Consider the following 24,815-nt stretch of genomic DNA (forward strand, 5'->3'; position numbering starts at 1 on the left):
CATCAAATTCAAAACTATCAGGCGCCGTAGACCAGTTTGTCCTGACGGGCGCGCAATTCTGCGATCTTGGAACCTGCTGCCACAGCGGCATTGGCATAGGTGATCAACTCACCTTTTTTGATCGGCGCAGTAACGATACCGCCCTGCAACAAACCACACGGAATGGCTTTGGCGCTACGTGCCTCACCGGCCGTCATGATCCATGCGCGGTAGCAATATTCACCGATAGCATCGAGGGTTTCACCGACCGCCATATCCTTCTTGGCCACAGCTGCGACTTCCGCCACAGGCTTATCCAGCGGCACCATATCCGGCTTACCGTAGAGCACGACGCGGGCGCAGGTGAGCGGCACTTCCAGCGAGGTCAGGTGATAAGGACGATGGAATGTGAAATACGGGCCTTTACCCATTTTCAGATCTTCCATACGCTCGGAAATACGCGGGTGAGACATATCAGCAACGACGAACACACCCGGTGCCACGCCTTTGCCGATCGTATAATCGACAACGCCCACACGGGAGAGCACACCACCATCTTTTTCAGGGATCAGGGTTGAGGACAGCTGATCGAGCGTTGCGGCCGGACCATGCATACCGGCTTTGTCCGGTACCAGACCGGTGGCATTGGCGATTGCCGCCATTTCCACCATGGTTTTGGAACCGTCCACAAATTCCACCAGCATGCGCACATTCATATTGCGGCGGATTGCTTCTTCCATATAGGCGTCCGGCACCGCATCAATGTTCAGCGGATTGTTCTTGCCTTTACCGGCAGCAACAATCGGGTGTCCCATAGCAGACACAAACTCAATCAGCTCCATGCAGGATGACGGCTCGTCACCGGCACCAAGTGAATAGGTAACACCGAGGCGGTCAGCCTCACTCTTCAGATAAGCGCCGATAGTTACATCCGCTTCAACATTCATCATGACGAGATGTTTGCCGTGCTCCATGGCACGCAGACCGATTTCCGCACCAACGGCAGGCACGCCCGTCGCATCGATCACTACATCAATCAGATCATTCTCAAGGATCAGATTAGCATTGTCGGTTATAGCAACTTTGTGCGCTTCCATAGCGGCTGTCAGGTCAGATGCAGTATTAACCTCGCGGCCATGACCACTTTCCTGAAAAGCAATATCAACAGCTTTCAGCGCATTCGGCACACGCAATTCGGAAATAGCACCAATCTCAATACCAGGCATATGCGCAACACGGGTCACAATATCTGTGCCCATTTCACCTGATCCGATCAGGCCGATACGAATTGGCCTGCCGCTATCAGCACGGGCTTTCATATCGCGGGCAAGCCCTGTCAGCGCAACATTGGTGGTCATGAGTTCCTCCTGAGAGCGTTTTGGGTGCTTGGCGCTCTGTCTGATTTTATCAGTTCTATAATCGGGTATTGAACATTTGTATTCAAGTCAATACCTCTGTTCAATTCATCTGCGGTAAAACAGTCGCATGCCACGGTACAGGAACGTAAAATTATGCCGCCGCAGCGTCACGAAAACCAATGCGTGGCATCAGGGAAAAATTCTGAGCTGCGTAAATTTCTGTATATTTTCTGCTAAAAACACGGCTTATTAAGAGCGAAATTCTTCAGGTCATATTTGCCCCCGATTGACTTGGATATAAATTTCGCAGATACACTTTGGTATTAACTAAAAAACAAATGTTGCATCACAACATAATAACGCTCTTACATATCCCGGGAGGCTTGGAGATATGAATAAATTCCTGAATGGCTTGAAATCCGCGATTGATACACTGGGGCCAACAGTCCTGCTGCCAATCGTGATCTTTATTATCGCCGTCATCCTGGGGGCAAAGGTCGGCAAGGCGTTTCGCGCGGCCGTTACCATCGGCGTTGCCTTTATCGGTATCAATCTGGTGCTTGGCCTGATGTTCACCTCAATCGGTGAAGTGGCGCAGGCAATCGTTACCAATACCGGCATCAAGCGTGACATTGTTGATGTGGGCTGGCCTTCTGCCGCCGCCATTGCCTTCGGCTCTTCCGTCGGCCTGTGGGTTATTCCGGTCGGTATCGCAGTCAATATTGCATTGCTGCTGATGCGCTGGACACGCACACTCAATGTTGATGTCTGGAATTTCTGGCACTTCGCTTTTATCGGATCGCTCGTTGTCGCTGCGACCGACAATCTGGCCTATGGTATTGCCATTGCCGCTCTGGTTGCCGCGCTGTCGCTGCTATTTGCCGACTGGTCAGCGCGTGCCGTTCAGCAATTCTATGATGTGCCAGGCATTTCTGTTCCGCATATTGCATCGGCGCAAATTCTGCCGATTGCCATTGTCGTAAACTGGGTGCTCGACCGCATCCCGGGCATCAACAAAGTCAATATCAGCACAGAAACCATTGAACGCCGCTTTGGTGTTTTCGGGGAACCGGTGGTGCTCGGCCTGATTATAGGTTTAGTTCTGGGAACCATCGCCTTTTACAATGCCGGTGATTTCGGCACGGTACTGGCCAAGGTTCTCGGTACAGGTATGACACTGGCCGCTGTGATGCTGCTGCTGCCGCGCATGGTGAAAATTCTGATGGAAGGCCTGTTACCGGTATCTGATGCCGCGCAGGAATTTGTGCGCAAGCGCACCGGCGACCGCGAATTGCTGGTCGGCCTTGATTCAGCGATCCTGATCGGCCATCCGGCTGCGATTTCTTCGTCGCTGATCCTTGTGCCGATTGCGATCCTGCTCTCGGTTATCCTGCCGGGCAACCGCGTTATCCTGTTTGCTGATCTTGCGGTTATTCCTTTCATCGTGGCGCTTACAGCCCCGCTTTTGAAAGGCAATGTGTTCCGCATGGTTATTGTCGGTACAATCACGCTGACAATCGGCTTCTATGTGGCTAATGCTCTGGCACCGCTATTCACCAGCGCCGCCGTCTCTTCAGGCTTCAAGCTGCCGGATAATGCTTTGCAGATTACTTCGGTGGTCGATGGCTTCCTGTGGATTCCATATGTTATCATTGAAGCAATTCAGTGGCTTGGCGTTGCCGGTATCGGTGTACTGGCTGTAGTTGTGGCTGCCCTGTTTGTACTCTACCGCCGCAATACGCTGGCTTGGGAGCGTGCAGCCGGTGCCGCTGATGAGTCTGCAGATCAGGCCGCAACCTGACAATCATCTGAAGCATTTACCCCGTTATCGCGGGGTAAATGCACAATATTCATAGTAAACGGAGAAACAGGATGGCTACCAGCCTCTTCAATTCCCTTACAGCTGATGCAATTCTGCTCGGCGTTGAGGCAAAAACCAATGAGGAGGTTATCCGTCTCCTGGCCAGCCGGTTGCATCAGCTCGGCTATGTCAAAGACAGCTATACCGATGCGGTTGTGAAACGCGAGCAATCCATGCCGACCGGCCTGCCGCTGGAGCGAGCTGACAATGTGGCTGTGCCACACACTGATCCAGAGCATGTGCTGAAAGCAGCAATTGCCATGGCCACGCTGAAAACACCGGTTGATTTCGCGAATATGGAAGATCCGGAGGAAACAGTCGGCGTCGGCACCGTGTTCCTGCTTGCCATTAATGACAAGGACAAACAGATTGAAACACTGCAATCCATTATGGGCGCAATTCAGTCACCGGAGATTCTCGACGGGCTGAAACTGGCACAGACAACAGACGACCTTAAAAAACTACTCGGTTAAATAATATTATAAGGAGCGACCTCATGGCTAAACAGAAAACCATTCTCTTTGCCTGCGGCACCGGCATCGCCACCTCAACTGCGGTGAATGCCACTGTAACCGAGGAAATGAAAAAGCGCGGCCTCACTTTCAACGCTCAGCAGGCCAAAGCTACGGAAGTGCCGTCTCTTGCAGATAATGTGGATTTCATCGTCTCCACCACACCGATCTCAGCATCTGTGACCAAGCCGGTTATCAAAGGTCTGGCCTTTCTGACCGGCATCGGCAAAGACAAGGTTCTGGATGAAATTGAAGCCGAATTGCGCAAATAATTCACGCTCCGGAAACAAAAAAGCCGCTCAAAACTGAGCGGCTTTTTCTTAATTCACGCGAATGGTTGCGTCATGCTGAAAGCCGGCTCAGTAAACCATTCCGCGCCCTGCTCAGTCATATAGAAATGATCTTCCAGCCGGATGCCGAACTTTTCCGGCACGACAATCATCGGCTCGTTGGAAGCGCACATGCCTGCTTGCAGAACGGTCTGATCACCACGCACCAGATAAGGCGCTTCGTGAATAGTCATCCCGATACCGTGGCCGGTACGATGCGGCAGACCCGGCAACTGGTAATCCGGTCCGAGACCGTGGCGCTCAAGCACCACACGCGCTGCATCGTCCACAGAGCCGCAGGTTGCACCGATTTTAGCAGCCGCAAAAGCCGCCAATTGTGCCTCTTTTTCAATATCCCAGATGCGTTGTTGTTCGGCAGTCGGCGTACCAAAAATATAGGTACGCGTCAGGTCGGAATTATACCCCTGCACCAGACAACCGGTATCCACCAGCACCACATCGTTTTCAGCCAGCACATCATCCTGCGGCAGACCATGCGGAAAAGCCGTAGAGCGACCAAATTGCACGGCACAGAAAGTGCTGCCATTGCTACCGATAGCCTTATGGGCTTCATGAATGAAATTGCGAACTGTGCTGGCTTTGATGCCGGCATGAAGAATGCGGGCGGCACGGCGATGCACTTCCAGTGTCATATGCATAGCCTGTTTCATGATCGCAATTTCTGCCGGTGACTTCACGCTGCGGCAACCGTCGATAATCCCCTTTGCATCCTGCAAGGTTACGGAAGGTGCAGCTTTGCTTATGCTGCTGGCCATGCCGAATGGCAGCGCCGGATCAATAGCAAGAATCTTGCAATTCTCATCCTTCAGAATTTGCGCCACGAGCTCAGACGGGTTTTCATGCTCTTCCCAGAGGCGGATGCGTGCATCCATAATCCGCACGGCTTCCAGAGAACCCGCCTCAAAAGCCGGGCAGATCAGATAAGGTTCGCCTTTCAGCGGCAACACCATCGCCACCAGACGCTCGATCATGCCCCATCCGATACCGGTGAAATAATTGAGGCTGGTGCCTGCACCAACAATCAGCGCGTCTGCGCCACTCTCCGCCATCAGTCTGCGGGCTTTTTCAATACGCTCCAGCCGCTCCGAAATGGATATTGCCGGTGCAATATCAACCCACGGGCGAATTGCGCTCAGCTCCGTAGCGTAATCAGAACCACCAATCATCAGCCAGACCTTCCGTTTCTTTCAGGATTTGCAATCTCATATATCAGCTTAGCTTTGCCGAATACAGCAGATTTCCTTTCTTTAATTGCAAACAAAGAAAGATATTATTGACAACATATTTGTAGACAATATTACCGAATTTTTCTAAGCTGAACCGACTCCACAACAATAAACGGGGGAACATGAATGGATTTTGATTTCACGCGCATGGATCCGCAGGATCGCTACCGGTTGCTGACAAATTTTGTCGGCCCGCGCCCGATTGCTCTGGTCACAACCCGCGCGGAAAACGGGCAGGACAATGCCGCCCCGATGAGCTTTTTCAACGTCTTTTCCCATGATCCTGCGATTGTCATTCTCGGTATTCAGACAAGGCAGGACGGTCGGGAAAAAGATACGGTTCTCAATATCCGCAGAACACAGGAATTTACCGTGAATATGGTGGATATGGCGATTTCCGACGCCATGCTGGTTTGCGGGATCGGTTTTGAGCCGGATGTCGATGAAGTCGCCATGGCCGGACTGACTTCAGAGGCCGGAACGCAGGTTTGCTCACGCTGGCTGCCTCAATCGCCGTGCTCCATGGAATGTCGGGTAGAACGGCTGATCGACTATGAGCGCCGTGTGATTGTGCTTGGTGAGGTCGTACATATGCATGTGCGCCGCGACTGTCTGGATGAGGCAGGCCGCTATGTCAATCCGGAGGTCTATCAGCCGATCGCCCGCCTGCATGCCGATAATTACATCGCTTCCGATAACCAGTTTGTACTGAAATCGCCAGGATTAGCTGCGTTTCAGGATCGCCTGACCAATAAAGGTTGAAGTTTTGCGCATTCTTCTGATCAACCCGAACTCCACCCAATCCATGACCGATCAGGCCGAACGCAGCGCCCGCCGCGCAGCTTTGCCGACCACCGTCATTGAAGCAATCAATCCGGCAGACACCCCGCGCAGTATTGAAGGTCATGCTGATGAAGCGATGGCTGTTCCTTCTATGCTGCAGCTCATCCGCGAAGGTGAAGCGAATGGCTTTAATGCCTATGTTGTCGCCTGTTTTGATGATCCGGGACTGGATGCCGCCCGTGAAGTTGCCGGCGGGCCGGTTTTCGGCATTTGTCAGGCCGCTGTGCAGGTTGCCATGACCATTTCCAAACGCTTCTCTGTCGTCACCACCCTGCCCCGCTCGGTGCCGATTATTGAGGATCTGGTGCAGGAATATGGTGCCACCCATCATTGTCGTCGCGTACGCTCGATTGATATGCCGGTGCTGGCACTGGAAGAAGATGCCTGCCATACGGAAGAAATGCTGATGCAGGAAATCGAGCGCGCCAAACGCGAAGACCATGCAGAAGCGATTGTACTCGGCTGTGCCGGTATGTCTGAACTGTGCGAACGGCTGGAACAGCGTTGCGGTCTGCCGGTGATTGACGGTGTGACCGCTGCGGTCAAACTGGCAGAAGCTTATGTCAGCGCCGGATATCGCACTTCCAAAGCCGGTGCCTATGATTATCCGCGTGTGAAATAACTACGCACACTAAAGCTATTGAAAAACCTCCGGCCAGCGATGTCCGGAGGCTTTTTTATGTGCAAAAAACAAAAGACGACAGAGAGAACTCTGCCGCCTTTTGCCGGATGGGTGCCGGATATCCAAAGACATCCGGCACGGAGGGTTCGTCTAAATTTAAACTCAGATTTCACCAATGCGATGACAGGCAACACGACTGCCATCTTCATAGGTTTTCATTTCCGGTTTTGTTGCCGAGCAACGGCTGTCCGCAAACGCACAACGCGGATGGAATGTGCAACCCGAAGGCGGTTTCAGCGGGCTTGGCACTTCACCGCCGCCGACCACACGATCACGATGCGGTTCAGCAATATTCGGGATCGTTTCCAAAAGCAGACGCGTATAAGGATGCTTCGGATCAGCAAACAGTGTTTCTGTATCCGCTTCCTCAACAATCCGTCCCAGATACATCACCGCAATGCGATCCGACATATGGCGGACAACACTCATATCATGGCTGATGAACAGGAAGGTCAGACCAAGCTCGTCCTGCAACCTGCGCATCAGGTTAAGAATCTGTGCCTGCACAGAGACGTCCAGCGCTGAAGTCGGCTCATCGCAGACCAGAAATTCCGGTTCACCGGCAAGAGCGCGGGCAATGGAAATACGCTGGCGCTGGCCACCGGAGAACTCATGCGGGAATTTCTTGCCGTCCGATGGTGCAAGACCAACAATTTTCAGCAGTTCTTCCACACGATCATTGATCTCGGCTTCAGTCTTACGCAGTTTCAATTCACGCAGCGGTTCAGCAATGATGCTGTGTACCCGCCAGCGCGGATTAAGGCTCGCATAAGGATCCTGAAAGATCATATGGGCTGACAATGGCGCGCCGCTTTTTGATGGCGCAAAACGGATTTCACCATTGCTCGGACGGTAAAGTCCCGTCACCAGACGCGCCACAGTGGATTTGCCGCAACCGGATTCACCAACGAGGCTCAGGCAACCGCCTTGCGGCACGCTGAAACTGATATCATTGACCGCATGCAGCATCTGACGCGGTTTGCGCTCTATCACACGGTTGAGCCATGGTGCGGAGACGTCAAAGCAAATGCTCAGACCTTTGACTTCAAGGGCAGCAGGTGTCTGTTTCATAGCAATATCACTCATCAGGCAGCTCCCGCATTGAGCCAGCAGGCGCTGACACCGGTACCATCCGCAGCCGGCATCAGATCAGGACGCTCGCTACGGCAACGGTCAAACGCTTTCACGCAGCGCGGATTGAATGCGCAACCGGACGGAATGGCATCAAGACGCGGCATAGAACCATCAATCTGGTTCAGCCGTTCCACACGTTTGCCCAGCGCCGGAATAGAGCTCATCAGTCCGCGGGTATACATATGGCTCGGGTTTTTCAGCACGGTTTCAACCGGTCCGTTTTCTACCAGACGTCCGGCATACATCACGGCCACACGGTCAGCGGTTTCAGCAATCACGCCCATATCATGGGTGACCAGCATCACCGCCGTGCCATGTTCTTTGCACAGACGACGCAACAGCGAAGTAATCTGCGCCTGGATAGACACGTCCAGCGCGGTTGTCGGCTCATCCGCAATAATCAGCTTTGGTTCTGCGGCCAGTGCCAATGCAATCACAACACGCTGGCGCATACCACCGGAAAACTGGTGCGGATAATGGTTGATGCGGTCTTCCGGTGCCGGAATGCCCACTTCTTTCAACAGCGAAATTGCACGTTCTTGTGCCTGTTTGCGGTTCAGCGGCAGATGCTGAGTGATGGTTTCCACCAGCTGCGATCCGATAGTGAAAAGCGGATTGAGCGATGTCAGCGGGTCCTGAAAAATCGCGCCGATTTCACGGCCGCGGATTTTCTGCATTTCCTTGTCGCTGAGATTATCAATGCGGCGGCCATTGAGCAAAACTTCACCACCGGCAATATGCCCCGGAGATTCAAGCAAGCCCTGCACAGCCAGACCGGTCATGGATTTACCCGCACCGGATTCACCAACCACACCGAGAATTTCTCCCGGCATGATGGACAGGCTGACATCCGACAATGCAGTCAGTGTGCCGCGACGTCCCGGAAAATCAACCTGCAGATTTTTGACCTCAAGGGTCGGCTTTTGAGAAGAGGTTTCTGCCATATTATGCTTCCTCTCCGTGTTTTCCGGCCAGCGGATAGCTCGGCGGGAAAATCTCTGAGACCGGCGGATTATTGTAGGAACGCTCAGGATATTTAGCGATCAGGCCATCATATTGTGCCTGTGCCTGTGCGCGTGCTGCCTGCATATCAATGCCTGCAACTTCACCAAAGCGCATCGACAGACGGCCATCCACAAACACAGCTTTAGTGACTTTGCCGGAACCGCCGGTGACCAGCGTGGTGATCGGATCAATGCTTGGTGCCATGAATGTATCATCAAGGCCGAACACGGCAATATCAGCTTTAGCGCCTGCCTGCAGGCGGCCAAGATCGTCGCGTCCCAGTGCTTTAGCACCGCCCAGTGTGGCTGCATCAAACAGATCAGCACAGCGGATGCTTTCCGGTGTACCGTCATTGATACGGCAGGTAATCAGCCCGATCAGCAGGTTCATCAACATATCAGGCGGTGTGGTGTCGGTGCCCATAGCAATATTGATGCCGCGCTTTTTCACACTGGAGAACGACTTCAGCGTGCTGCCGCCGCGGGATGAAACCAGCGGACAATGAATGATCGACACATTATTTTGCGCGTATAGTGTCAGATCTTCATCTGTTGCATTGGTGGCATGAGGAGCAATAATCCGGTCATTAAGCACACCAAGGCTGTTGAGCCAGACCGGCGCAGTGGTGCCGTGAAGGCTGCGCACTGTTTCCACCTCCATCTGCCCCTGCGCCATATGCAGACGGATTTTACAATCCAGCTCACGCGCCACATCCTGCGTGCGCTTCAACAGATCAGCGGTACAGGTTTCGACGCGATCCGGTGCCAGCATACCACGCACCAGATCACCATGACGGCCATTCTGGCGGGTGATGTAATCCGCAGCATCCTTGAGACCGGCAAAGCCGCGCTCTTCGTTAAAGACCGGTACAATCTTGCCCGGTTTTTCCAGCATCATGCCGCCGGAACGGTAAGCAGGGCTCAGATAAACACGCAGGCCGAGATCACCGGCGGCATCCGCTGCCGCGTCAAACTCCGCAACAGTTTCACCCCACTCGCGGTAAAACAGCGAGGCAATCGGTGCTGCAGTGGTGATACCGTTTTGCAGAAGCTGGCCAAAAGCGAAGCGCTTCTGGAATGCCAGCTCATCTTGGCTGTACATTTCATAAGGACCGCTGTCGATATAGGATTTTGGCCAGACACGGCCTTTCGCCCAACCCGGATGGTGGTCAATACCGAGAATGGTCGTATCGAGATCAGACAGCGCATCGAGATCAATCAGCCCCGGACTGATAAGCGCGTTGCCGAGATCAATGCGGCGTGCAACCTCACCGGCAAAATCATGACCGACGAACAGCACAGTGCCGTCTTCGATTACCACTTCACCGTTTTTATACAAGCGGTGCTGGCCATCAATATGCCCCAGCACCCATTGTGCTGTGAGCAGTGTACGCCCTTCAGGACGCGCACCCAGCTTCAGGCTTTCAAGTGCAGTGAATTGTGTCTTGTCTGTCATGGCATTTCCACCACTGCTTTACCGTTACGCGCAGTAACACGACCGCCTTTAATCACCAGCGGACGTGGTGCCACATCAACAACGGCATGAGCCAGTGTCTGACCGGTGAGCAATGTCATGTCAGCCTTGCAACCAACATCCAGACCATAGCCTTCCAGCTGCATCACATCAGCACCGCCCTGCGAACAAATATGCAGCACATGTTCCAGATCAACGTCACGACGCAGGCCGTTTTTCATGCCGATCACTTTGGCACGGTCGATCATATCCGACTGTCCCCACGGGCCCCATGTGTCGCGGATACCGTCACAACCGGCACCCATGCGGATACCCGCTTCTTTGAGGCGCAGCACAGACGGAACCGGAACAGAAGGTGCGCCGGTCGTGAGAATGGCAACATCGAGTTCACGAAGTTGCTCAAGCAGGCTCGAAACACGCAGATAATCATTCGCACCCAGCGTGAAAGCATGGCTGATCGCGACCTTACCCTGCATGCCATTGGCACGGATACGCTCAAAGATCAGTTCCATAGTGAAAGCGCCGAGCTCACCCAGTTCGTGCAGGTGAATATCAATCGGCTTGCCATGTTTCACAGCCAAGGCAAACAGCGCATCCAGCTGGCCTTTCGGATCACGGTCGATACCGCAAGGATCAATACCGCCCAGCACTTCACAGCCCTGACGCAACGCTTCATCCAGCAGTTCCAATGTACCCGGCATCACCATCAGGCCGGATTGCGGGAAAGCCACGATTTCGATGTCGATCAGGTCTTTGAGTTTCTCGCGGGTTTCAAACACGCCTTCGAGAATTTTCAGGCCATGGGTCGTATCAATATCCACATGGCTGCGAATATGGCTGGAACCGTGAGCGATCAGACCAATCGCATGGCGCATCGACTGAATATGCGGGTCGAGGCCGATTTCGAGACGCTTTTCACGTTCAAAATCAATACGCTCGCGCAAGCTCGCCTGCTTGCCGTTTACATGCCAGTCGAGACCCCAGTTGGTTTTATCCAGATGGGTATGAGCGTCAATCAGACCAGGGATAACAATATGTCCCTGACCATCCTCAACAGCCACATCATCCGCACTGAGATTGGTTCCGTATTCAACGATACGACCATTACGGATCAGAATATCGGTGAGAGCACCTGCCTGCGGGCGCACATTGCGCAACAAAAGATCAGACATAAATTTTACCTCAGTTTCGGATTAAGGGCATCGCGCAGCCAGTCGCCGAGCACGTTGACAGAAACAACGAGCAGGCAGAGCTGCAGAACAGGGAAAACGGTGATCCACCACAGGCCGGAGAACAGGAACTGGTTGCCCAGACGGATCAGTGTGCCAAGGCTCGGCTGGCTCGGCGGCATGCCGATACCAAGGAAGGAGAGCGTGGCTTCGGTGAGAATTGCCATACCGAAATTGAGCGTCGCGGCCACAAGGATCGGCGTCAGTGTATTCGGCAGAATATGGTACATCATGATACGGCGGGACGGCACTTTCAGAAGACGTGCAGCCTGCACATATTCCTTGGAGCGCTCAACAATCGTCTGCGCACGCACGGTACGGGCATATTGCACCCAGCCGGACAGTGTGATCGCCAGCACCAGAACACCCGCAGCCGCATAATCACGCAGGTCGGCAGGCAACATCTGACGCACCACAGCGCTGACCAGAATTGCGATCAGAATAGTCGGGATCGAAAGCAGCACATCACCGATACGCATCAGCAGATTATCGATAATGCCCTGCATATAACCGGCGATCAGACCAAAGCTTAAGCCCACAATCAGCGACAGCACAACGGAAGCCACACCAATCAGGATGGAGATACGCGACCCGTAAAGGATGGCGGAGAGAATATCGCGCCCCTGCGTGTCTGTACCCAGCAGATATGGCCACTGACCGTCCGCATTCCAGATCGGTGGCAGTTCGGAATTCCACAGATCAAGCTGTGACGGATCAAACGGATTTTGCGGAGCAATCAGTGGTGCTGCAAAAGCGGTAACAATCATGAAAAGCAACAGAAAAGCTGCAATCATTGCCGGTTTATTGCGGGTGAATGACCACCACAGATCACTGTCGCGCATACGCTGCCAGCGGCTTTGCGGTTTCACAAGCGGGGCGTTTATTTTGTCTGTCATGAGAGCCCCTTAACGTGTAGCGGCGCGCAGGCGCGGATCAATCACCGCATAGGTGATATCAACAAGCGTGTTCAGCGCAACAAAGATGAAAGAAACAATGCAAAGATAGGCGGCCATTACCGGAATATCGATGAAGGTTACAGCCTGAATGAACAGCATACCCATGCCAGGCCACTGGAATACAGTTTCTGTAATCAGTGCAAAGGCGATCAGAGAACCGACATTCATCGCGGTCATGGTCACAACCGGCATCAGGCAGTTGCGCAATGCATGACGGAAATAGATGCGATAGCGCGGAATACCACGGGCGCGAGCGAATTTAACGAAATCGGAGCGCAGGGTTTCCAGCATTTCAGCGCGTACCAGACGCATAATCAACGTAATCTGATAAAGCGACAAAGCAATAGACGGCAGGATCAGCGCCATGCGACCGGAATGGGTGAGGAAGCCTGTTGACCACCAGCCGAGCTGCACAACATCGCCGCGGCCGAAGGCGGGCAGCAAACCAAAACTTACCGAGAAGACGAGAATAAGCAGAATACCGACTACGAAACTCGGCAGGGACACGCCGATGATCGAGGCGAACTGGAACAGCTCCGTATACCATTTGCCGCGATGGATGGCCGTAATCACCCCCATCGGAATACCGATAATCAGCGACAGCAGCGTAGCGACAATCACCAGCTCCATCGTTGCGGGAAAGCTCTCGGCGATCAGCCCCAGCACTTCCTGACCGTTACGGTAGGAAATACCGAAATTGCCCTGAACAGCATCGCTGACGAAACGCACATATTGTGTGATAAAACCGTCATTCAGCCCCAGCCGCTCGCGCAGATTGTCACGGTCGATCTGGCTCATCTGTTCATTGGCCATCAGTTCAACAGGATCGCCCGCAAAACGGAAAATCATGAAAGCCAGCAATGCCACGGCGAGCATAACCATCGCCGCATTTGCCAGTCGCTTGATTATAAATACAAGCATTCAGTTCCCTCTCCCAAGGATAATCATGCTATGCCGCAATCTGCATGACTGCGGCATAGCTAATTTTATTATTTCTTCAGAACAGTCAGCCAGTGACGCGGCTTGTTATCAGCCTGCTGGACAACGCTTTCCACCTTATCGGTGAGAACCCATGCAATCGGCTGCTGATGCAGCGGCAACTGGATGATTTCTTTTTTGACGATTTCCAGTGCCTGTGTCTGCAAAGCCAGACGCTTCTCACGATCCATTTCTGTGGAAGCTGTTGTTACCAGCTTGTCCAGTTCCGGATAGGACCAGCCGCCCCAGTTGAACACACCGGCAACGCCGGATTTGGTCTGGATGACCTGCATCAGGATAGAATAGCTGTCGAGCATTGGCTCATTCGCCCAGCCGAGAATATAGGCATCCGCCTGACCGGCTGTACGCTTCGGTGCCTGTACGGCTGTCGGCCCGATATCCAGCGACGGTTTGAAACCTGCACGGGTCAGCATGGAAATCATGCCGTTGCACAGCTCTTCTTCATTCAGGTAATTCTCATAGGTACAGACCAGTGTGAACGGGAAACCTTCCGCGCCGTTTTCCTTCAGCAGCGATTTCGCTTTATCCACATCATAGCCGTAGAGCGTATCCAGCTCCGGCACATAGCCCGGAATTTCCGGTGCAATAATCGTACCGGCATTACGGGATTTATCACGCATAATGCGCTTTTTAATCAGATCCATATCCAGTGCATGGGCAAAAGCCTGACGCACACCCAGCTTGTTGAACTGGTTTTCATTACCGTTGTGCAGCTTCTCACGACGCTGGAAGCCGACAAACACAGTGCGCAGATCAGTGCGCTCCATCAGGCGCAGCCCCGGAGCTGAAGCCAAACGCGCCAGATCCTGTGTCGGTGCGGATTCAGAGAAATCCACATCGCCGCCAAGCAAAGCTGCTACGCGGGTTGCTGCAGAGGTGATCGGGGTGAATTCGATCTTGTCGATATTATGCTGCGGCTTATCCCACCAGCCTTCATTTTTCAGCAGGATAGTTTTGCTATCCGGCACACGGCTTTCAAGCTTGAACGGGCCGGTACCATTGGTGTTATAGGTCGCATAGCCTTCCTTCTGCCCGCCCACATCGGTTGGCAGCAGAGAATCGTTTTTCACCAGCCAGTCTTCATCAAACATATGAATATTGGTCAGGTCGTTGAGCAGCAGCGGATAAGGGCCAGTCAGCTCGATATCGATTGTATAGTCGTCAACAATTTTAGCGGATTTATAGGCCGGCAGATTACCACGCAGCGGCGATGTCGGGTGGCTTACACGGGTGAGCGAAGCCAGAACGTCTTTAGCGGTGAAATCCGCACCGTCATGGAACTTCACATCTTTGCGCAGATTAAAGCGCCATGTGTTCTCGCCGACAACCTCCCAGCTGGTTGCAAGAGCAGGCTCGATCTTCAGATCGGCATTATAGCGCACGAGCCCTTCATAAATGTGACTGAGAAACGCAATCGTATAGCTGTCGCCGTAGGAATAAGGGTCCATCGAATAGACATCATGTGCAGCTCCCCAGCGCAATGTCTCAGCAGAAGCAATATGCGCGGTATGACCTAATGCAAAAGCCATCAAACCCGCGAGGATCGATTTTCTGAATTTCATGAATTTGTTCCCCAAAAAAGACAACCGGCTCTTCACTCTTGATGGTGTTTTGTCCGGACGGGGAGAGTGTGTGGAATTCAGATTTCATTGTCAACTAAATTGTCGACATATTTTTTTACAAAGCATTAGAGAAAACATATAATATCGGGGAAAACCTGATCTTAAAACAAAAACAGCGCCTGTAAGTTGACCTTACAAGCGCTGTAAATATCGAAATTCAACAAATATTACGCTTATTTAGTGATACGTGTTAGCCAATGGCGCGGCTTATTGTCGGCACGAATGGTGACATCTTCCACTTTTTTGGTCATACCCCATGCCATAGGCTGCTGATGCAACGGGATCATAATCACTTCAGACTTGACGATACCGAGCGCCTCGGATTCCAGTGCCAGACGCTTGTCACGATCCATCTCAAGAGCCGCTTTTTCAGTCAGCGCATCAAGCTCCGGATAAGACCAGCCGCCATAATTGGCTACACCGGCAGCACCTTTGCGGGTTGAGAGAACCTGAACCAGAATGGAATAGGCATCCAGTGTCGGCTCATTCGCCCAGCCGATCATGAACATATCGGATTTACCGCTGGAACGTTTCGGTGCCTGCACAGCACGCGGCGCAATATCGATCTTCGGTTTCAGACCAACACGGCTGAGCATAGTCACAATCACCGAGCAGACATCTTCTTCATTCACGCTCTCATCATTCATGCAGAGATAAGTAAATTCAGAACCGACAGCACCGGCTTCTTCCAGCAGTTTCTTGGACAGTTCCGGATCATATTTTGTCGGAATATCCAGCTCTTTTGTATAGCCCGGAATTTCAGGTGCAACCACTGTACCTGCTGTATGGGTCATGCCGCGCATCACGCGTTTGGCAATCAGTTCACGGTCAATCGCATGGTCAATCGCCTGACGTACCCGAATATCATTGAAAAAATTATCGCGGCCGTCGTTCAGCTTTTCCTTGCGGTTGAACACCAGATTGATGGTACGCAGATCAGGACGTTGTTCCACACGGATATTCGGCGTGCTTTCCAGACGCTTTACATCCTGCAGCGGCACGCCGTCTACCAAATCAATTTCACCGGAGAGCAGTGCGGCAACACGAGTTGCAGGCGAAGCAATCGGCGTGAATTCGATACGATCGAGATTATGCTTTGCATTATCCCACCAGCCGTCATACTTCACAAGAATAGTCTTGCTGTCCGGTACACGGCTTTCCAGTTTGAACGGCCCCGTACCATTGGTGTGGAAAGTGGTATAGCCTTCAACCTGACCGCCGACATCAGTCGGCATCTCGGAATTGTTCTTCACCAGCCAATCCGCATCGAACATGAAAATATTAGTCATATCGTTGAGGAACAGCGGGCTCGGCGAAGAGACTTCAATATCAACCGTATAATCATCAACGGCCGTCGCACCAACGAAAAGCGGAATATTACCACGCAACGGTGAAGACGGATGGCTGACGCGCTTCATCGAAGCGACAACATCTGCCGAGGTGAAATCGGAACCGTCCTGAAATTTCACACCTTCGCGCAGTTTGAAGCGCCAGACTTTGTTATCGATCAGTTCCCAGCTTGTCGCCAGCGCAGGTTCGACAACGAATTCAGGCGTATAGCGTACCAGACCTTCGTAAATATGGTTCAGAAACGCCAGATTGGACGTGCTGCCATAGGAATACGGATCAAGCGAGAAAATATCGCGTGCACCGCCCCAGCGCAGTGTCTCAGCAAAAGCTGCCGTGCTGATACAAGTCGCAACCGTACAGAATAATAGTTTTTTGAGTAATGAAGTCATGGTCGCCCCTCTCGCCGACATATGCAGCCGCCCTCCATCCTCGGGGCGGCAAAGTAAATTGCATATCAGAACGATGTTTTATGTAGGCATAATTGTCAACATATTTGTCATCAAATATTCTAAATGACATAAAAAACTCCGGCAAACCATCAGGCTTCCGGAGTTAAGATTTTGAAATCAGAAACGATAATCAGAGCAAGGCAGCACGCAGATTATAGGACTGGTCTTTATCATCTTCCAGTTCCAGTTCGCATTCCACGCGATCGAGATGCTCAATCACGGCTTTGATTGCCACTTCCGTATCACCGCGGGCAATATGTTCAACAATCGCCTGATGCTCATCCGGTCCGCAATTATGCAAATGGCGTGAACGGTAAACAGCTGTAATCAACGATGTGCGTGAAATAAGGTCTTTAACAATACCGTAGAGGAATGAAGATCCTGCAAGCTCTGCCAACAACAGATGGAAACCACCGGACAAACGGATAATATCCGTGCGATTACCCTGCCGGTCCGCATTGCGCTCTTCTTCCACATGGGCATTGAGGCGCGCAACATGATCTTTACTGATACGTTCGCACAGACGCTCAACCACACGATGTTCAATAGCGCGACGGGCATAAAATACGTCCCGCGCTTCTTCCACCGATGGTTCAGAGACGAATGCGCCGCGATTAGCCTGAATTGTCACCAGCCCTTCACGCTCAAGCGTCGCCAAAGCCTGACGGATACGCGCACGGCTGACATCAAAGATTTCCGCCAGCTCTTCTTCTTTCAGCCGTGTGCCTGGCTTCAGTTTCCGCTCGGCAATTGAGAGCCATATCCTGTCAAATATCTGATTTGCCGGTGTAGCCTGGGCACTTTCTGCCTTGGACATGAAAACTCCCGTTATTTCACTTATCTCTCAATTCGTATCAGGCATGCATAATCCTGCCTGTTTAATTATTTTCAAGAGAATGTCGACATGATTGTTCTGAATATTGATGCTGAATGTCTGACAAATAGGCGTAAATATCAAGAAGGTAAAATAAAAGCCAGCAATCAGAGATCGCAAGCCATGTATATTTTAAACAGAAAACAGCTGATTAACGCTCGATAGTGCGGTTCCAGCGGCGGCTCCATATCTGGCGGTTTTTTGTTGACCGCATCTCAATCCAGAACTTTTGCGGTTTCCATATAGCCACGGAAAGCAGTCAGCTTGGCATTGACCTTGGACGGAATAATATTGCCATGATCCAGCGCAAGGCACTGCCGCGATAAATGACAAGCTAATCAAGAAAGAGCGCGGTGGAATCCTGTTGTTTCCGACGCAATGCCACTTCCCGCAACAACCAGTCGAGAAAGTCTTTTGTTACCGGCTTTGAACGGAACAAATCCTCCTGACAGACAAACTGGTAGGTTTCCTGCGGTTCAAAACTATGTTCTGACACCAAGACCATCTGACCGGTGCGTAATTCCTGTTCGACCAGCGCCTGATCAATCAGTGCCACGCCCTGCCCCTCTTTCACCGCTTCCAGAATAATATGCTGGTCATCAAAAATCAGATCCTGCTGGCTATGCCCGAGCATCAGGCCGGAAGTAGCAATCCAGCTCTGCCATTCAGAAACAGAACGATAATGCAGCCGGTTGCTGCATAGTAATTCCCCCACGCTGTCATATTGATTACGGATTGATGCACCGCAGACCGGCACCAGCCTTTCCCGCAGCAATTGACGGGAGAATTTTCCGGTAACCGCACCCAGACGATAATCAATCACAATATCCGGCTGCCCCGATGCGGGAACATTAGTATCAAGATGGGACAGATGCAGCTGCAAACCCGGATGCTGCGCCAAAAATTCGGAAATGCGCGGTGCAATAATTTTCATTGAAAAGAACGGCCCGACTTTGACGCGCAAGATCTTCTGCGCAGTGCGCGGACTGATATGCCGGATGGTTCCGGCCAGATCGTCGAATGCCCGCTGACAGGAGGTGAAAAGCAGGGTGCCTTCTTGTGTCAGTTCCACACCATGTTGCCTGCGGATAAACACCCGCAAGCCGAGATAATCCTCAAGCAACCGGATCTGATGGCTGATTGCGCCCTGCCCGACGCATAATTCATCAGCCGCCGCCGTCAGACTGCCGCCACGCGCTGCCGCCTCAAATGCCCGTAATGATTTCAGCCCCGGCAAATCGCGCATCTCTTCCCCGTTTCATACTCAGATATGAATTATTTCGATACCTTACGTCAATTCTTTCACATTGCATACGGTTATAAAATCCATCATGCTCCAACCATAAACAAAATATGAAAATAAAATTATCAATTAATATCAATATTTTAATTGATAAAAAGCACATTGCGCCAGTGTGAGGAAGCACGACGCATTCAGCTTTAAAATCGTTCCGGATATTAAAAGAATATAATCAGGGGAACTCTCATGAAAGCTTTATCTGTAACAGCGGCAGGCTACCTGCTGTTCGGCTTGTTCACGGCACCATCAATGGCCGCGGAAAAACTGCGCATCGGTACTGAAGGCGATTACAAGCCTTTTAACTACGTATCCGGCAGTGGCGAAATCAAAGGTTTCGACTATGATATCGGTCAGGCCGTCTGCGCAGAAATGAAAATTGAGTGTGAATGGAGCACCCATGAATGGTCAGGGATTATCCCTGCCCTGCAATCCGGCAAATTTGATGTCATGATTGCTTCCATGGCCATCAATGACGAGCGCAAAAAGCAAGTCGGCTTCAGCAAGCCTTATTATTTCAATGCGATGCATTTCATCGCCCGCAAAGATCTCGGTATTCAGGATGTCTCTAAAGCGGCTCTGGAAGGCAAAATCATCGGCACGCAGTCCGGGTCTGTAGCCGTTGAGACTCTCAGAGAATATTTCCCCGATAATGAAGTGAAACTCTATAATTCTCTCAGCGAAGCGTTCCTCGATATGGACAGCGGCCGTCTTGACATGGTGCTGGAAAGTCAGATGGCGCTGAGCGACTGGCTGGCACAGGACAGCGGCAATTGCTGCGAATTTACCGGTAAGCCTTTCATTCTCGATGCGGCACAGGGCAATGCCATGGCTGTCCGCTTAGACAGCGGCGATCTGGCGGATCGCCTGAACACAGCGCTTGATGCAATTATGAAAAACGGCACTTATGACAAGATCCGCCAGCAATATTTCGACTTCGACATTATGGCGCGTCCGGTCAATGCCAGCGCCTATCTAAAATAATCCCCGCCTCCCCCGAAGCCTGAAGCAGCGTTCCTTTTACAGGCTCTGTCCTTCTGTCCTGCCAAAACCAATGGCAGGACAGAATACCCGTTCGCCTGCCAAACGCATTGCGTATAAATGAAAGATACCCCTATGAGCTTCAAAGTTGCTGTTCTTGAACTCAATCAGGAAACCAATACGTTTTCCAAACTGAAAACCACTTTGAAGGACTTCCATCTCTGCCATTATTTTAAAGGTCAGGAGATCGAAACCCATTGCCGAGGCACCAATTCCGAGATCGGCGGCTTTATCGAGTGTTGCGAGACCTATGGCTGGCAGCCGGTCTATACGGTTGCCGCCCGCGCAGAGCCCGGCGGTCTGGTTGAAAAGTCTATGATTGAGCATTTTCAGCGCGATGTCAGAGAAACTCTTGAGGGGCAGAAGCTGGACGGCGTGTTTATTGTTTTTCATGGTGCTATGTGCTCGGAAAGCGCGGATGATGCCCAGATCGAATTACTGCAATTCATCCGCAGTATCGTTGGCCACGACATACCCATTGCCGGTACATTCGACTTGCACGCCAATAGCGCACCGGAAATGAGTGCACTGCTGGATATTGCCGTTTCTTTCCGCACTTATCCGCATGTGGATATGGCCGAATGCGGCCGTAAGGCTGGTAAACTGCTTGAAGATGCGATGCGCGGTCAGATCAGCCCTGCGATTGCCGTGCGTCAACCGCCAATGCTCAATGGCTGCAATGACGGCCGCACCACCCATGCCTGCGCCATGACAGAAATTCTGGAAATTGCAGATCAGATTGCAGCACAGGACGGTATTCTCGCCACCTCGATCAATGCCGGTTTTTATGATGCTGATGTGTTCAATACCGGCCCTTCTGCTGTAATTTGCTATGACCGCAATAAGGTGAATGAAGCTCAGGCTATCAGCCATGCCGAGCATCTGTGTCAGGAAATCTGGAACCGCCGCGCGGATGAAGACAGTCGTCTGCAGGCACCGGATATGCCCGAGGCAATTCGTGCACATTTTGCCAGTAACACCCCAAATGGCCCGCTGGTGATTGCCGACTTTTCCGACAATCCGGGCTGCGGCGCTTATAGTGATGCTATAACCGTGTTGAAAGGTTTACTGGAAACCAATGTCGGGCGTAGCGCCTTTGGTGCGTTCTGTGATCCGCAGGCCGTTGAGGAACTGGCAGCGGCGGGTATCGGTGCACAATACACGGTTAGCCTTGGCGGGAAAATTGACCCGAAAATCGGTGGCGGTGCGATTACTCTGACCGGCGAAGTGATCGCCATTTCAGACGGCAATATCACATTCGAAGGTCCGATGTTTCAGGGACTGCCTGCTTCGCTAGGCAAAAGCGTCTGTTTCCGTGTCGGCAATACCGATATGCTGATTTCATCGGAACGCCAGCAAATGCTGGATAAAAACCTGTTCCGCAGCGTCGGTATCGAGCCTACCGACTATGATATTGTGGTGGTGAAGTCCCAGCAGCATTTCCGCGCGGCTTTCGGGCCTATCGCATCAGCGATTATCGAAGTGGATGCCGATGGGTTAAGTACAGCCAATCTCAGCGCTCGCGATTATAAAAAGCTGCGCCGTCCGATCTATCCGCTGAATACTGAAACCACTTTCAGCGCCTGAGCAATACATCGCATAACAACAAGACTGGCTCTGCATTGCATGGCCGGTTTTGTTTTGTCTGCTTCAATCCTGTTTTAAAGCTGGTCATTTGCATTGAGGAACAGTTATAGAAAACTGTCCTTTAAAAACATAAAGCTGCACAGACCATGGAACTTCGCTCCCTCGCCTATTTTGTTCTGGCCTGCCAGTATTATAATCATGCAGAAGCGGCGAAAGCCGAGCAGATTTCACCTTCCACACTCAGCACCGCAATTTCTGCGCTTGAGACGGAATTGGGGCTGGAGCTTTTTGTACGCGGCCCCAATGGTCTGGTGCCAAGCGAAGCCGGACGCTGGTTGTTTCAGCAAGCGACTGCGACCTTGCAGGCGGTGGAAACCGCCTTCTCCGGAAAGGCCATTTCTACTGCGTTGAAAGTCAGCTCGCCGCTGCATTTCATGTTCGGAAAATTGTCCCGTGCGGCGACAGCGGCCGTACGTCCTTTCCGGCTTTCCCATCCTGAATATTACGCACAAGTGCATTTCCGTTCACCACTGATCAGCGCCTTCAACACCAGCAGCACTGAGAATACAGATATCCTATTGGGCTATGCTTCGCAAAATGGCAGCGAGCAGGAACAATTTCTGTTTGATGATGAGTGGATTGCCGTTGCAGGCGGCCTTGTGCCCGATGAAGATCAGGCTCCGCTCAGGTCAGAAGATTTGCGCAATTACAGCCTGTGGCTGCCACCGCTACTACCAGCCGAAGAAGCCCGTATCCGCGCCTATTGCCGCCAGCATGATCTGCCTGCGCCGGAAATGACATCGGAAGATGTGGGGATTTTCACCCGTCTGAAACAAGCAAAGCAGCCGGTACTCTTGCTGGCACCGCATAGTCTGCTTGCCAGCGGCATCAGCCGCAATGATCTTGCTGTGCTGCAATTGGAAAACCCGTTGCATAGCCCCGTCACAGCGAAAATCACCACGAAAGATGAAAAACTGACTGTCGTCGCACAAGATTTCATCAAGCTGGTGCGCGAAGAACTCAGCAAACAGACCGTAACGCTCTATAATCCGCCGGTGTCGCTGCGCGATATTCAGAGTATTCTGACGCTCTATCATTGCCGTAATATGAGCGAAGCTGCCCGCAGGCTCAATCAAACTCAGCCTGCCCTGTCTGCACAATTGCGCAAGACAGAGCAACTGATGGGTACGGCTCTGTTTGCCCGCCATTATAAAGGCCTGCATCCGCTGCCGACCGCAGTCCATAAAGCGCCTTTGCTGCAAAGCGTGCTCAATCTGGCTGATGCGATCCGTCAGGGTGCGCAGCAAATTGCGGTGATGGACGAGCCGGTGATTTCTTTCGGCCTCAGCCCGATGGTCTTGCTCAGTCCGATCAGCGCCACTGCCATCAGCAATGCGATGCGTGAATGGCAGCACCTGTGCCCGCATGTGCTTTTGAAAGTGAGTGAGGCACCGGCGCATAATCTGCAAGAACGTTTGAAGCAGGGAGAGTACTCCATTGCACTTATGGAGAGCACGACACATCCTGAAAATGCTGCATTTTTAACCGATCTGGGGCCGCTGCAATATATTTCCGATATTGATGCGGAGGACGCGCCGCTGGCTTTGTCTGCTACCGGTGACAGTATCCGCAACGCTTTGATGCAAATGCCGGAAGCAGCCGAGTATCAACCGGCGCTGGAAACCCAGTCTTTACAATTATGTCTGGCACTCGCGGGCAACGGCTATAGCACAATTATCCCTGCGGCTTTGGCAGACAATATCAGCTCCGCGAAACCCTTGTTACAGTATACTTTGCCGGATGCGCCGCATTTTTATCTGACTGCGGGCACCAGCGGTACCCGCAATCTCAATGAGCCGGAGCATATTCTGCTCGCTTGTTTGCGCAAGGCGTTTCAGGCAGCCAACTGACGATAGGCTGCCATATAGGCTTCTGCCTGACCGAAACTATGTTCATTTACCAGCAAGCGCTTGACCAGCGGGGAAATCGCGCATTCTTCAGTCATGCCGATACCACCGTGAAGCTGAACTGCCTCCTGTGCGATATGACGGGCTGACCACAATGTCTGCACCCATGCGGCAAGGGTCAGTGCGCGGGCATCTTCCGCACCATTGTCCTGCGCTTCCGCTGCGGCTTCAACCAAGGCTTTAGCCTCATCCAATGCCACAGACATATCCACAAGCCGGAACTGAATGGTCTGAAACGAGCCAAGCGCTTTGCCGAATTGCTTACGCATCCGCATATAATCCAGCGTCTGACGATAAAGATTATCCATTGCGCCAAGACTGTCTGCGGCAACGGCAATCAGAATATCTGCGACGCAAGCCTCAATGCGCTGTTGTGCATCAGCACCTGATAGCAGCACCTGAATATTCTCCGGCGCAATATCTGCCGTGATTTCACTCATCATCCGGCCGTCAATCATTGATAATTGACGGAACTGTGCCTTTTCCGGAGAGATCAGACACAGAGCAAGGCCAGCGCCTTGTTGCACCGGACACAATAGTTTTTCCGGCTCCCGCGCACCAAAGACTAGCTGTTTGGTGAGTGCCAGACCATTGCCGGTCAGTTCCGGCAAGTTAGAATGCTTGATCCCCTGCGCAGCGGTCGCCAGCTGACCGGCAATGCCTAAGCGCACCTCACCTGTGAGGAAGGCTTTCAGCAATGGCTCAACATCCGGATTGCTCTTTTGTGCTTCACATAACAGTCTTGCTGCCAGTGCTGCACCGCAGGCAAAATCCACCGGCAAGGCAACACTACCCAGAGCCTGTGCAACTGCCGCCAGACCTTCTGCACCCAGCTCCGCACCCCCTGACGCTTCCGGCAGTGCAAGACCAATCAGCCCCATTTCCGCAATCTGCGGCCACAGATCCAGATCAGTCTGTGGCAAACCGTTTTCCGGTGTGTGATCAGCAGCAAAGCGGCTCACAAAATCCGTCAGCATCCGCAATTCGTCTGCTTTTTCTTCACGTGTTTTCTGCATATCCG

The 24,815-nt window shown here is 52.3% G+C and carries 21 protein-coding genes; 8 read left to right on the forward strand and 13 right to left on the reverse strand.

Features of this window, described 5'->3' with window-relative positions; translation table 11 throughout:
* Positions 1–17: 17 nt before the first annotated feature.
* A complete protein-coding gene (locus HBA93_RS00660; RefSeq protein WP_221721978.1) occupies positions 18–1,337 on the reverse strand; it encodes an NAD(P)H-dependent oxidoreductase in 1,320 nt (439 codons plus the stop codon).
* A gap of 391 nt (positions 1,338–1,728) precedes the next feature.
* Here HBA93_RS00660 and HBA93_RS00665 point away from each other — a divergent pair, with 391 nt between their 5' ends.
* From HBA93_RS00665 to HBA93_RS00675, 3 genes are all read left to right on the forward strand, one after another.
* Entirely contained in the window at positions 1,729–3,138 is a 1,410-nt protein-coding gene (locus tag HBA93_RS00665; protein ID WP_221721979.1) for a PTS galactitol transporter subunit IIC, read from the forward strand.
* A 71-nt stretch (positions 3,139–3,209) separates the two neighbouring features.
* Complete coding sequence (locus tag HBA93_RS00670; protein ID WP_221721980.1) at positions 3,210–3,671, forward strand: PTS sugar transporter subunit IIA; 462 nt, start codon at positions 3,210–3,212, stop codon at positions 3,669–3,671.
* Positions 3,672–3,694: 23 nt separating this feature from the next.
* Positions 3,695–3,982, forward strand: coding sequence for a PTS sugar transporter subunit IIB (locus HBA93_RS00675; protein WP_022710189.1), 288 nt, complete (start codon positions 3,695–3,697; stop codon positions 3,980–3,982).
* 53 nt (positions 3,983–4,035) lie between these two features.
* Here HBA93_RS00675 and HBA93_RS00680 read toward each other — a convergent pair whose 3' ends face one another.
* Positions 4,036–5,226 (reverse strand): M24 family metallopeptidase, encoded by a 1,191-nt coding sequence (locus HBA93_RS00680; protein ID WP_221721981.1) that lies wholly within the window; start codon positions 5,224–5,226, stop codon positions 4,036–4,038.
* A 186-nt stretch (positions 5,227–5,412) separates the two neighbouring features.
* Between HBA93_RS00680 and HBA93_RS00685 the strand changes: the two genes are divergently transcribed.
* Positions 5,413–6,048, forward strand: coding sequence for a flavin reductase family protein (locus HBA93_RS00685; RefSeq protein ID WP_121993889.1), 636 nt, complete (start codon positions 5,413–5,415; stop codon positions 6,046–6,048).
* Positions 6,049–6,052: 4 nt separating this feature from the next.
* Entirely contained in the window at positions 6,053–6,751 is a 699-nt protein-coding gene (locus tag HBA93_RS00690; protein ID WP_221721982.1) for an aspartate/glutamate racemase family protein, read from the forward strand.
* A 162-nt stretch (positions 6,752–6,913) separates the two neighbouring features.
* On the opposite strand, the gene HBA93_RS00695 is transcribed toward HBA93_RS00690, so the two are convergent.
* The 10 genes from HBA93_RS00695 to HBA93_RS00740 form a co-directional block, all read right to left on the reverse strand.
* A complete protein-coding gene (locus HBA93_RS00695; RefSeq protein WP_221721983.1) occupies positions 6,914–7,897 on the reverse strand; it encodes an ABC transporter ATP-binding protein in 984 nt (327 codons plus the stop codon).
* Positions 7,897–8,889 carry an ABC transporter ATP-binding protein gene (locus HBA93_RS00700; RefSeq protein WP_221721984.1) on the reverse strand — a complete coding sequence of 331 codons (993 nt, stop codon included), beginning with the start codon at positions 8,887–8,889 and terminating at the stop codon, positions 7,897–7,899. The genes HBA93_RS00695 and HBA93_RS00700 overlap by 1 nt, the downstream gene beginning before the upstream one ends.
* 1 nt (position 8,890) lies before the next feature.
* Positions 8,891–10,405 (reverse strand): amidohydrolase family protein, encoded by a 1,515-nt coding sequence (locus tag HBA93_RS00705; protein ID WP_122008978.1) that lies wholly within the window; start codon positions 10,403–10,405, stop codon positions 8,891–8,893.
* Positions 10,402–11,595, reverse strand: coding sequence for an amidohydrolase family protein (locus HBA93_RS00710; protein ID WP_221721985.1), 1,194 nt, complete (start codon positions 11,593–11,595; stop codon positions 10,402–10,404). The genes HBA93_RS00705 and HBA93_RS00710 overlap by 4 nt, the downstream gene beginning before the upstream one ends.
* Positions 11,596–11,600: 5 nt before the next feature.
* Complete coding sequence (locus tag HBA93_RS00715; RefSeq protein ID WP_121993884.1) at positions 11,601–12,548, reverse strand: ABC transporter permease; 948 nt, start codon at positions 12,546–12,548, stop codon at positions 11,601–11,603.
* 9 nt (positions 12,549–12,557) lie between these two features.
* On the reverse strand, positions 12,558–13,529 hold the full coding sequence (locus HBA93_RS00720; RefSeq protein WP_121993883.1) for an ABC transporter permease: 972 nt from the start codon (positions 13,527–13,529) through the stop codon (positions 12,558–12,560).
* Between the two features lie 68 nt (positions 13,530–13,597).
* Positions 13,598–15,169: an ABC transporter substrate-binding protein gene (locus HBA93_RS00725; RefSeq protein WP_502909998.1), complete on the reverse strand. Its 1,572-nt coding sequence runs from the start codon at positions 15,167–15,169 to the stop codon at positions 13,598–13,600.
* Between the two features lie 233 nt (positions 15,170–15,402).
* Positions 15,403–16,968, reverse strand: a complete 1,566-nt coding sequence (locus tag HBA93_RS00730; RefSeq protein ID WP_221721986.1) for an ABC transporter substrate-binding protein — start codon at positions 16,966–16,968, stop codon at positions 15,403–15,405.
* A 190-nt stretch (positions 16,969–17,158) separates the two neighbouring features.
* The gene (locus HBA93_RS00735; RefSeq protein ID WP_221721987.1) at positions 17,159–17,845 is read right to left on the reverse strand and encodes a GntR family transcriptional regulator; all 687 of its coding nucleotides are present in this window, start codon (positions 17,843–17,845) and stop codon (positions 17,159–17,161) included.
* Between the two features lie 391 nt (positions 17,846–18,236).
* Positions 18,237–19,148: a LysR substrate-binding domain-containing protein gene (locus tag HBA93_RS00740; RefSeq protein WP_221721988.1), complete on the reverse strand. Its 912-nt coding sequence runs from the start codon at positions 19,146–19,148 to the stop codon at positions 18,237–18,239.
* Between the two features lie 240 nt (positions 19,149–19,388).
* Here HBA93_RS00740 and HBA93_RS00745 point away from each other — a divergent pair, with 240 nt between their 5' ends.
* The 3 genes from HBA93_RS00745 to HBA93_RS00755 all read left to right on the forward strand — a co-directional run bounded on the left by HBA93_RS00745 (position 19,389) and on the right by HBA93_RS00755 (position 23,737).
* Positions 19,389–20,183: a transporter substrate-binding domain-containing protein gene (locus HBA93_RS00745; RefSeq protein ID WP_286201683.1), complete on the forward strand. Its 795-nt coding sequence runs from the start codon at positions 19,389–19,391 to the stop codon at positions 20,181–20,183.
* 117 nt (positions 20,184–20,300) lie between these two features.
* A complete protein-coding gene (locus tag HBA93_RS00750) occupies positions 20,301–21,827 on the forward strand; it encodes a M81 family metallopeptidase (RefSeq protein ID WP_221721989.1) in 1,527 nt (508 codons plus the stop codon).
* A gap of 146 nt (positions 21,828–21,973) precedes the next feature.
* Positions 21,974–23,737, forward strand: coding sequence for a LysR family transcriptional regulator (locus tag HBA93_RS00755; protein WP_221721990.1), 1,764 nt, complete (start codon positions 21,974–21,976; stop codon positions 23,735–23,737).
* Here the strand turns inward: HBA93_RS00755 and HBA93_RS00760 are convergent.
* The gene (locus HBA93_RS00760) at positions 23,722–24,810 is read right to left on the reverse strand and encodes an acyl-CoA dehydrogenase family protein (protein ID WP_221721991.1); all 1,089 of its coding nucleotides are present in this window, start codon (positions 24,808–24,810) and stop codon (positions 23,722–23,724) included. The genes HBA93_RS00755 and HBA93_RS00760 overlap by 16 nt on opposite strands.
* Between the last annotated feature and the right edge of the window lie 5 nt (positions 24,811–24,815).

Source organism: Ochrobactrum sp. SFR4 (assembly GCF_019730395.1).
Lineage (GTDB): Bacteria > Pseudomonadota > Alphaproteobacteria > Rhizobiales > Rhizobiaceae > Pseudochrobactrum.

Coding starts and splice junctions, on each gene's coding strand:
- HBA93_RS00660 (WP_221721978.1), bottom strand. CDS start 1,337: ATGACCACCAATGTTGCGCTGACAGGGCTTGCCCGCGATATGAAAGCC.
- HBA93_RS00665 (WP_221721979.1), top strand. CDS start 1,729: ATGAATAAATTCCTGAATGGCTTGAAATCCGCGATTGATACACTGGGG.
- HBA93_RS00670 (WP_221721980.1), top strand. CDS start 3,210: ATGGCTACCAGCCTCTTCAATTCCCTTACAGCTGATGCAATTCTGCTC.
- HBA93_RS00675 (WP_022710189.1), top strand. CDS start 3,695: ATGGCTAAACAGAAAACCATTCTCTTTGCCTGCGGCACCGGCATCGCC.
- HBA93_RS00680 (WP_221721981.1), bottom strand. CDS start 5,226: ATGATTGGTGGTTCTGATTACGCTACGGAGCTGAGCGCAATTCGCCCG.
- HBA93_RS00685 (WP_121993889.1), top strand. CDS start 5,413: ATGGATTTTGATTTCACGCGCATGGATCCGCAGGATCGCTACCGGTTG.
- HBA93_RS00695 (WP_221721983.1), bottom strand. CDS start 7,897: ATGAGTGATATTGCTATGAAACAGACACCTGCTGCCCTTGAAGTCAAA.
- HBA93_RS00700 (WP_221721984.1), bottom strand. CDS start 8,889: ATGGCAGAAACCTCTTCTCAAAAGCCGACCCTTGAGGTCAAAAATCTG.
- HBA93_RS00705 (WP_122008978.1), bottom strand. CDS start 10,405: ATGACAGACAAGACACAATTCACTGCACTTGAAAGCCTGAAGCTGGGT.
- HBA93_RS00710 (WP_221721985.1), bottom strand. CDS start 11,595: ATGTCTGATCTTTTGTTGCGCAATGTGCGCCCGCAGGCAGGTGCTCTC.
- HBA93_RS00715 (WP_121993884.1), bottom strand. CDS start 12,548: ATGACAGACAAAATAAACGCCCCGCTTGTGAAACCGCAAAGCCGCTGG.
- HBA93_RS00720 (WP_121993883.1), bottom strand. CDS start 13,529: ATGCTTGTATTTATAATCAAGCGACTGGCAAATGCGGCGATGGTTATG.
- HBA93_RS00725 (WP_502909998.1), bottom strand. CDS start 15,169: ATGAAATTCAGAAAATCGATCCTCGCGGGTTTGATGGCTTTTGCATTA.
- HBA93_RS00730 (WP_221721986.1), bottom strand. CDS start 16,968: ATGACTTCATTACTCAAAAAACTATTATTCTGTACGGTTGCGACTTGT.
- HBA93_RS00735 (WP_221721987.1), bottom strand. CDS start 17,845: ATGTCCAAGGCAGAAAGTGCCCAGGCTACACCGGCAAATCAGATATTT.
- HBA93_RS00740 (WP_221721988.1), bottom strand. CDS start 19,148: ATGCGCGATTTGCCGGGGCTGAAATCATTACGGGCATTTGAGGCGGCA.
- HBA93_RS00745 (WP_286201683.1), top strand. CDS start 19,389: ATGAAAGCTTTATCTGTAACAGCGGCAGGCTACCTGCTGTTCGGCTTG.
- HBA93_RS00750 (WP_221721989.1), top strand. CDS start 20,301: ATGAAAGATACCCCTATGAGCTTCAAAGTTGCTGTTCTTGAACTCAAT.
- HBA93_RS00755 (WP_221721990.1), top strand. CDS start 21,974: ATGGAACTTCGCTCCCTCGCCTATTTTGTTCTGGCCTGCCAGTATTAT.
- HBA93_RS00760 (WP_221721991.1), bottom strand. CDS start 24,810: ATGCAGAAAACACGTGAAGAAAAAGCAGACGAATTGCGGATGCTGACG.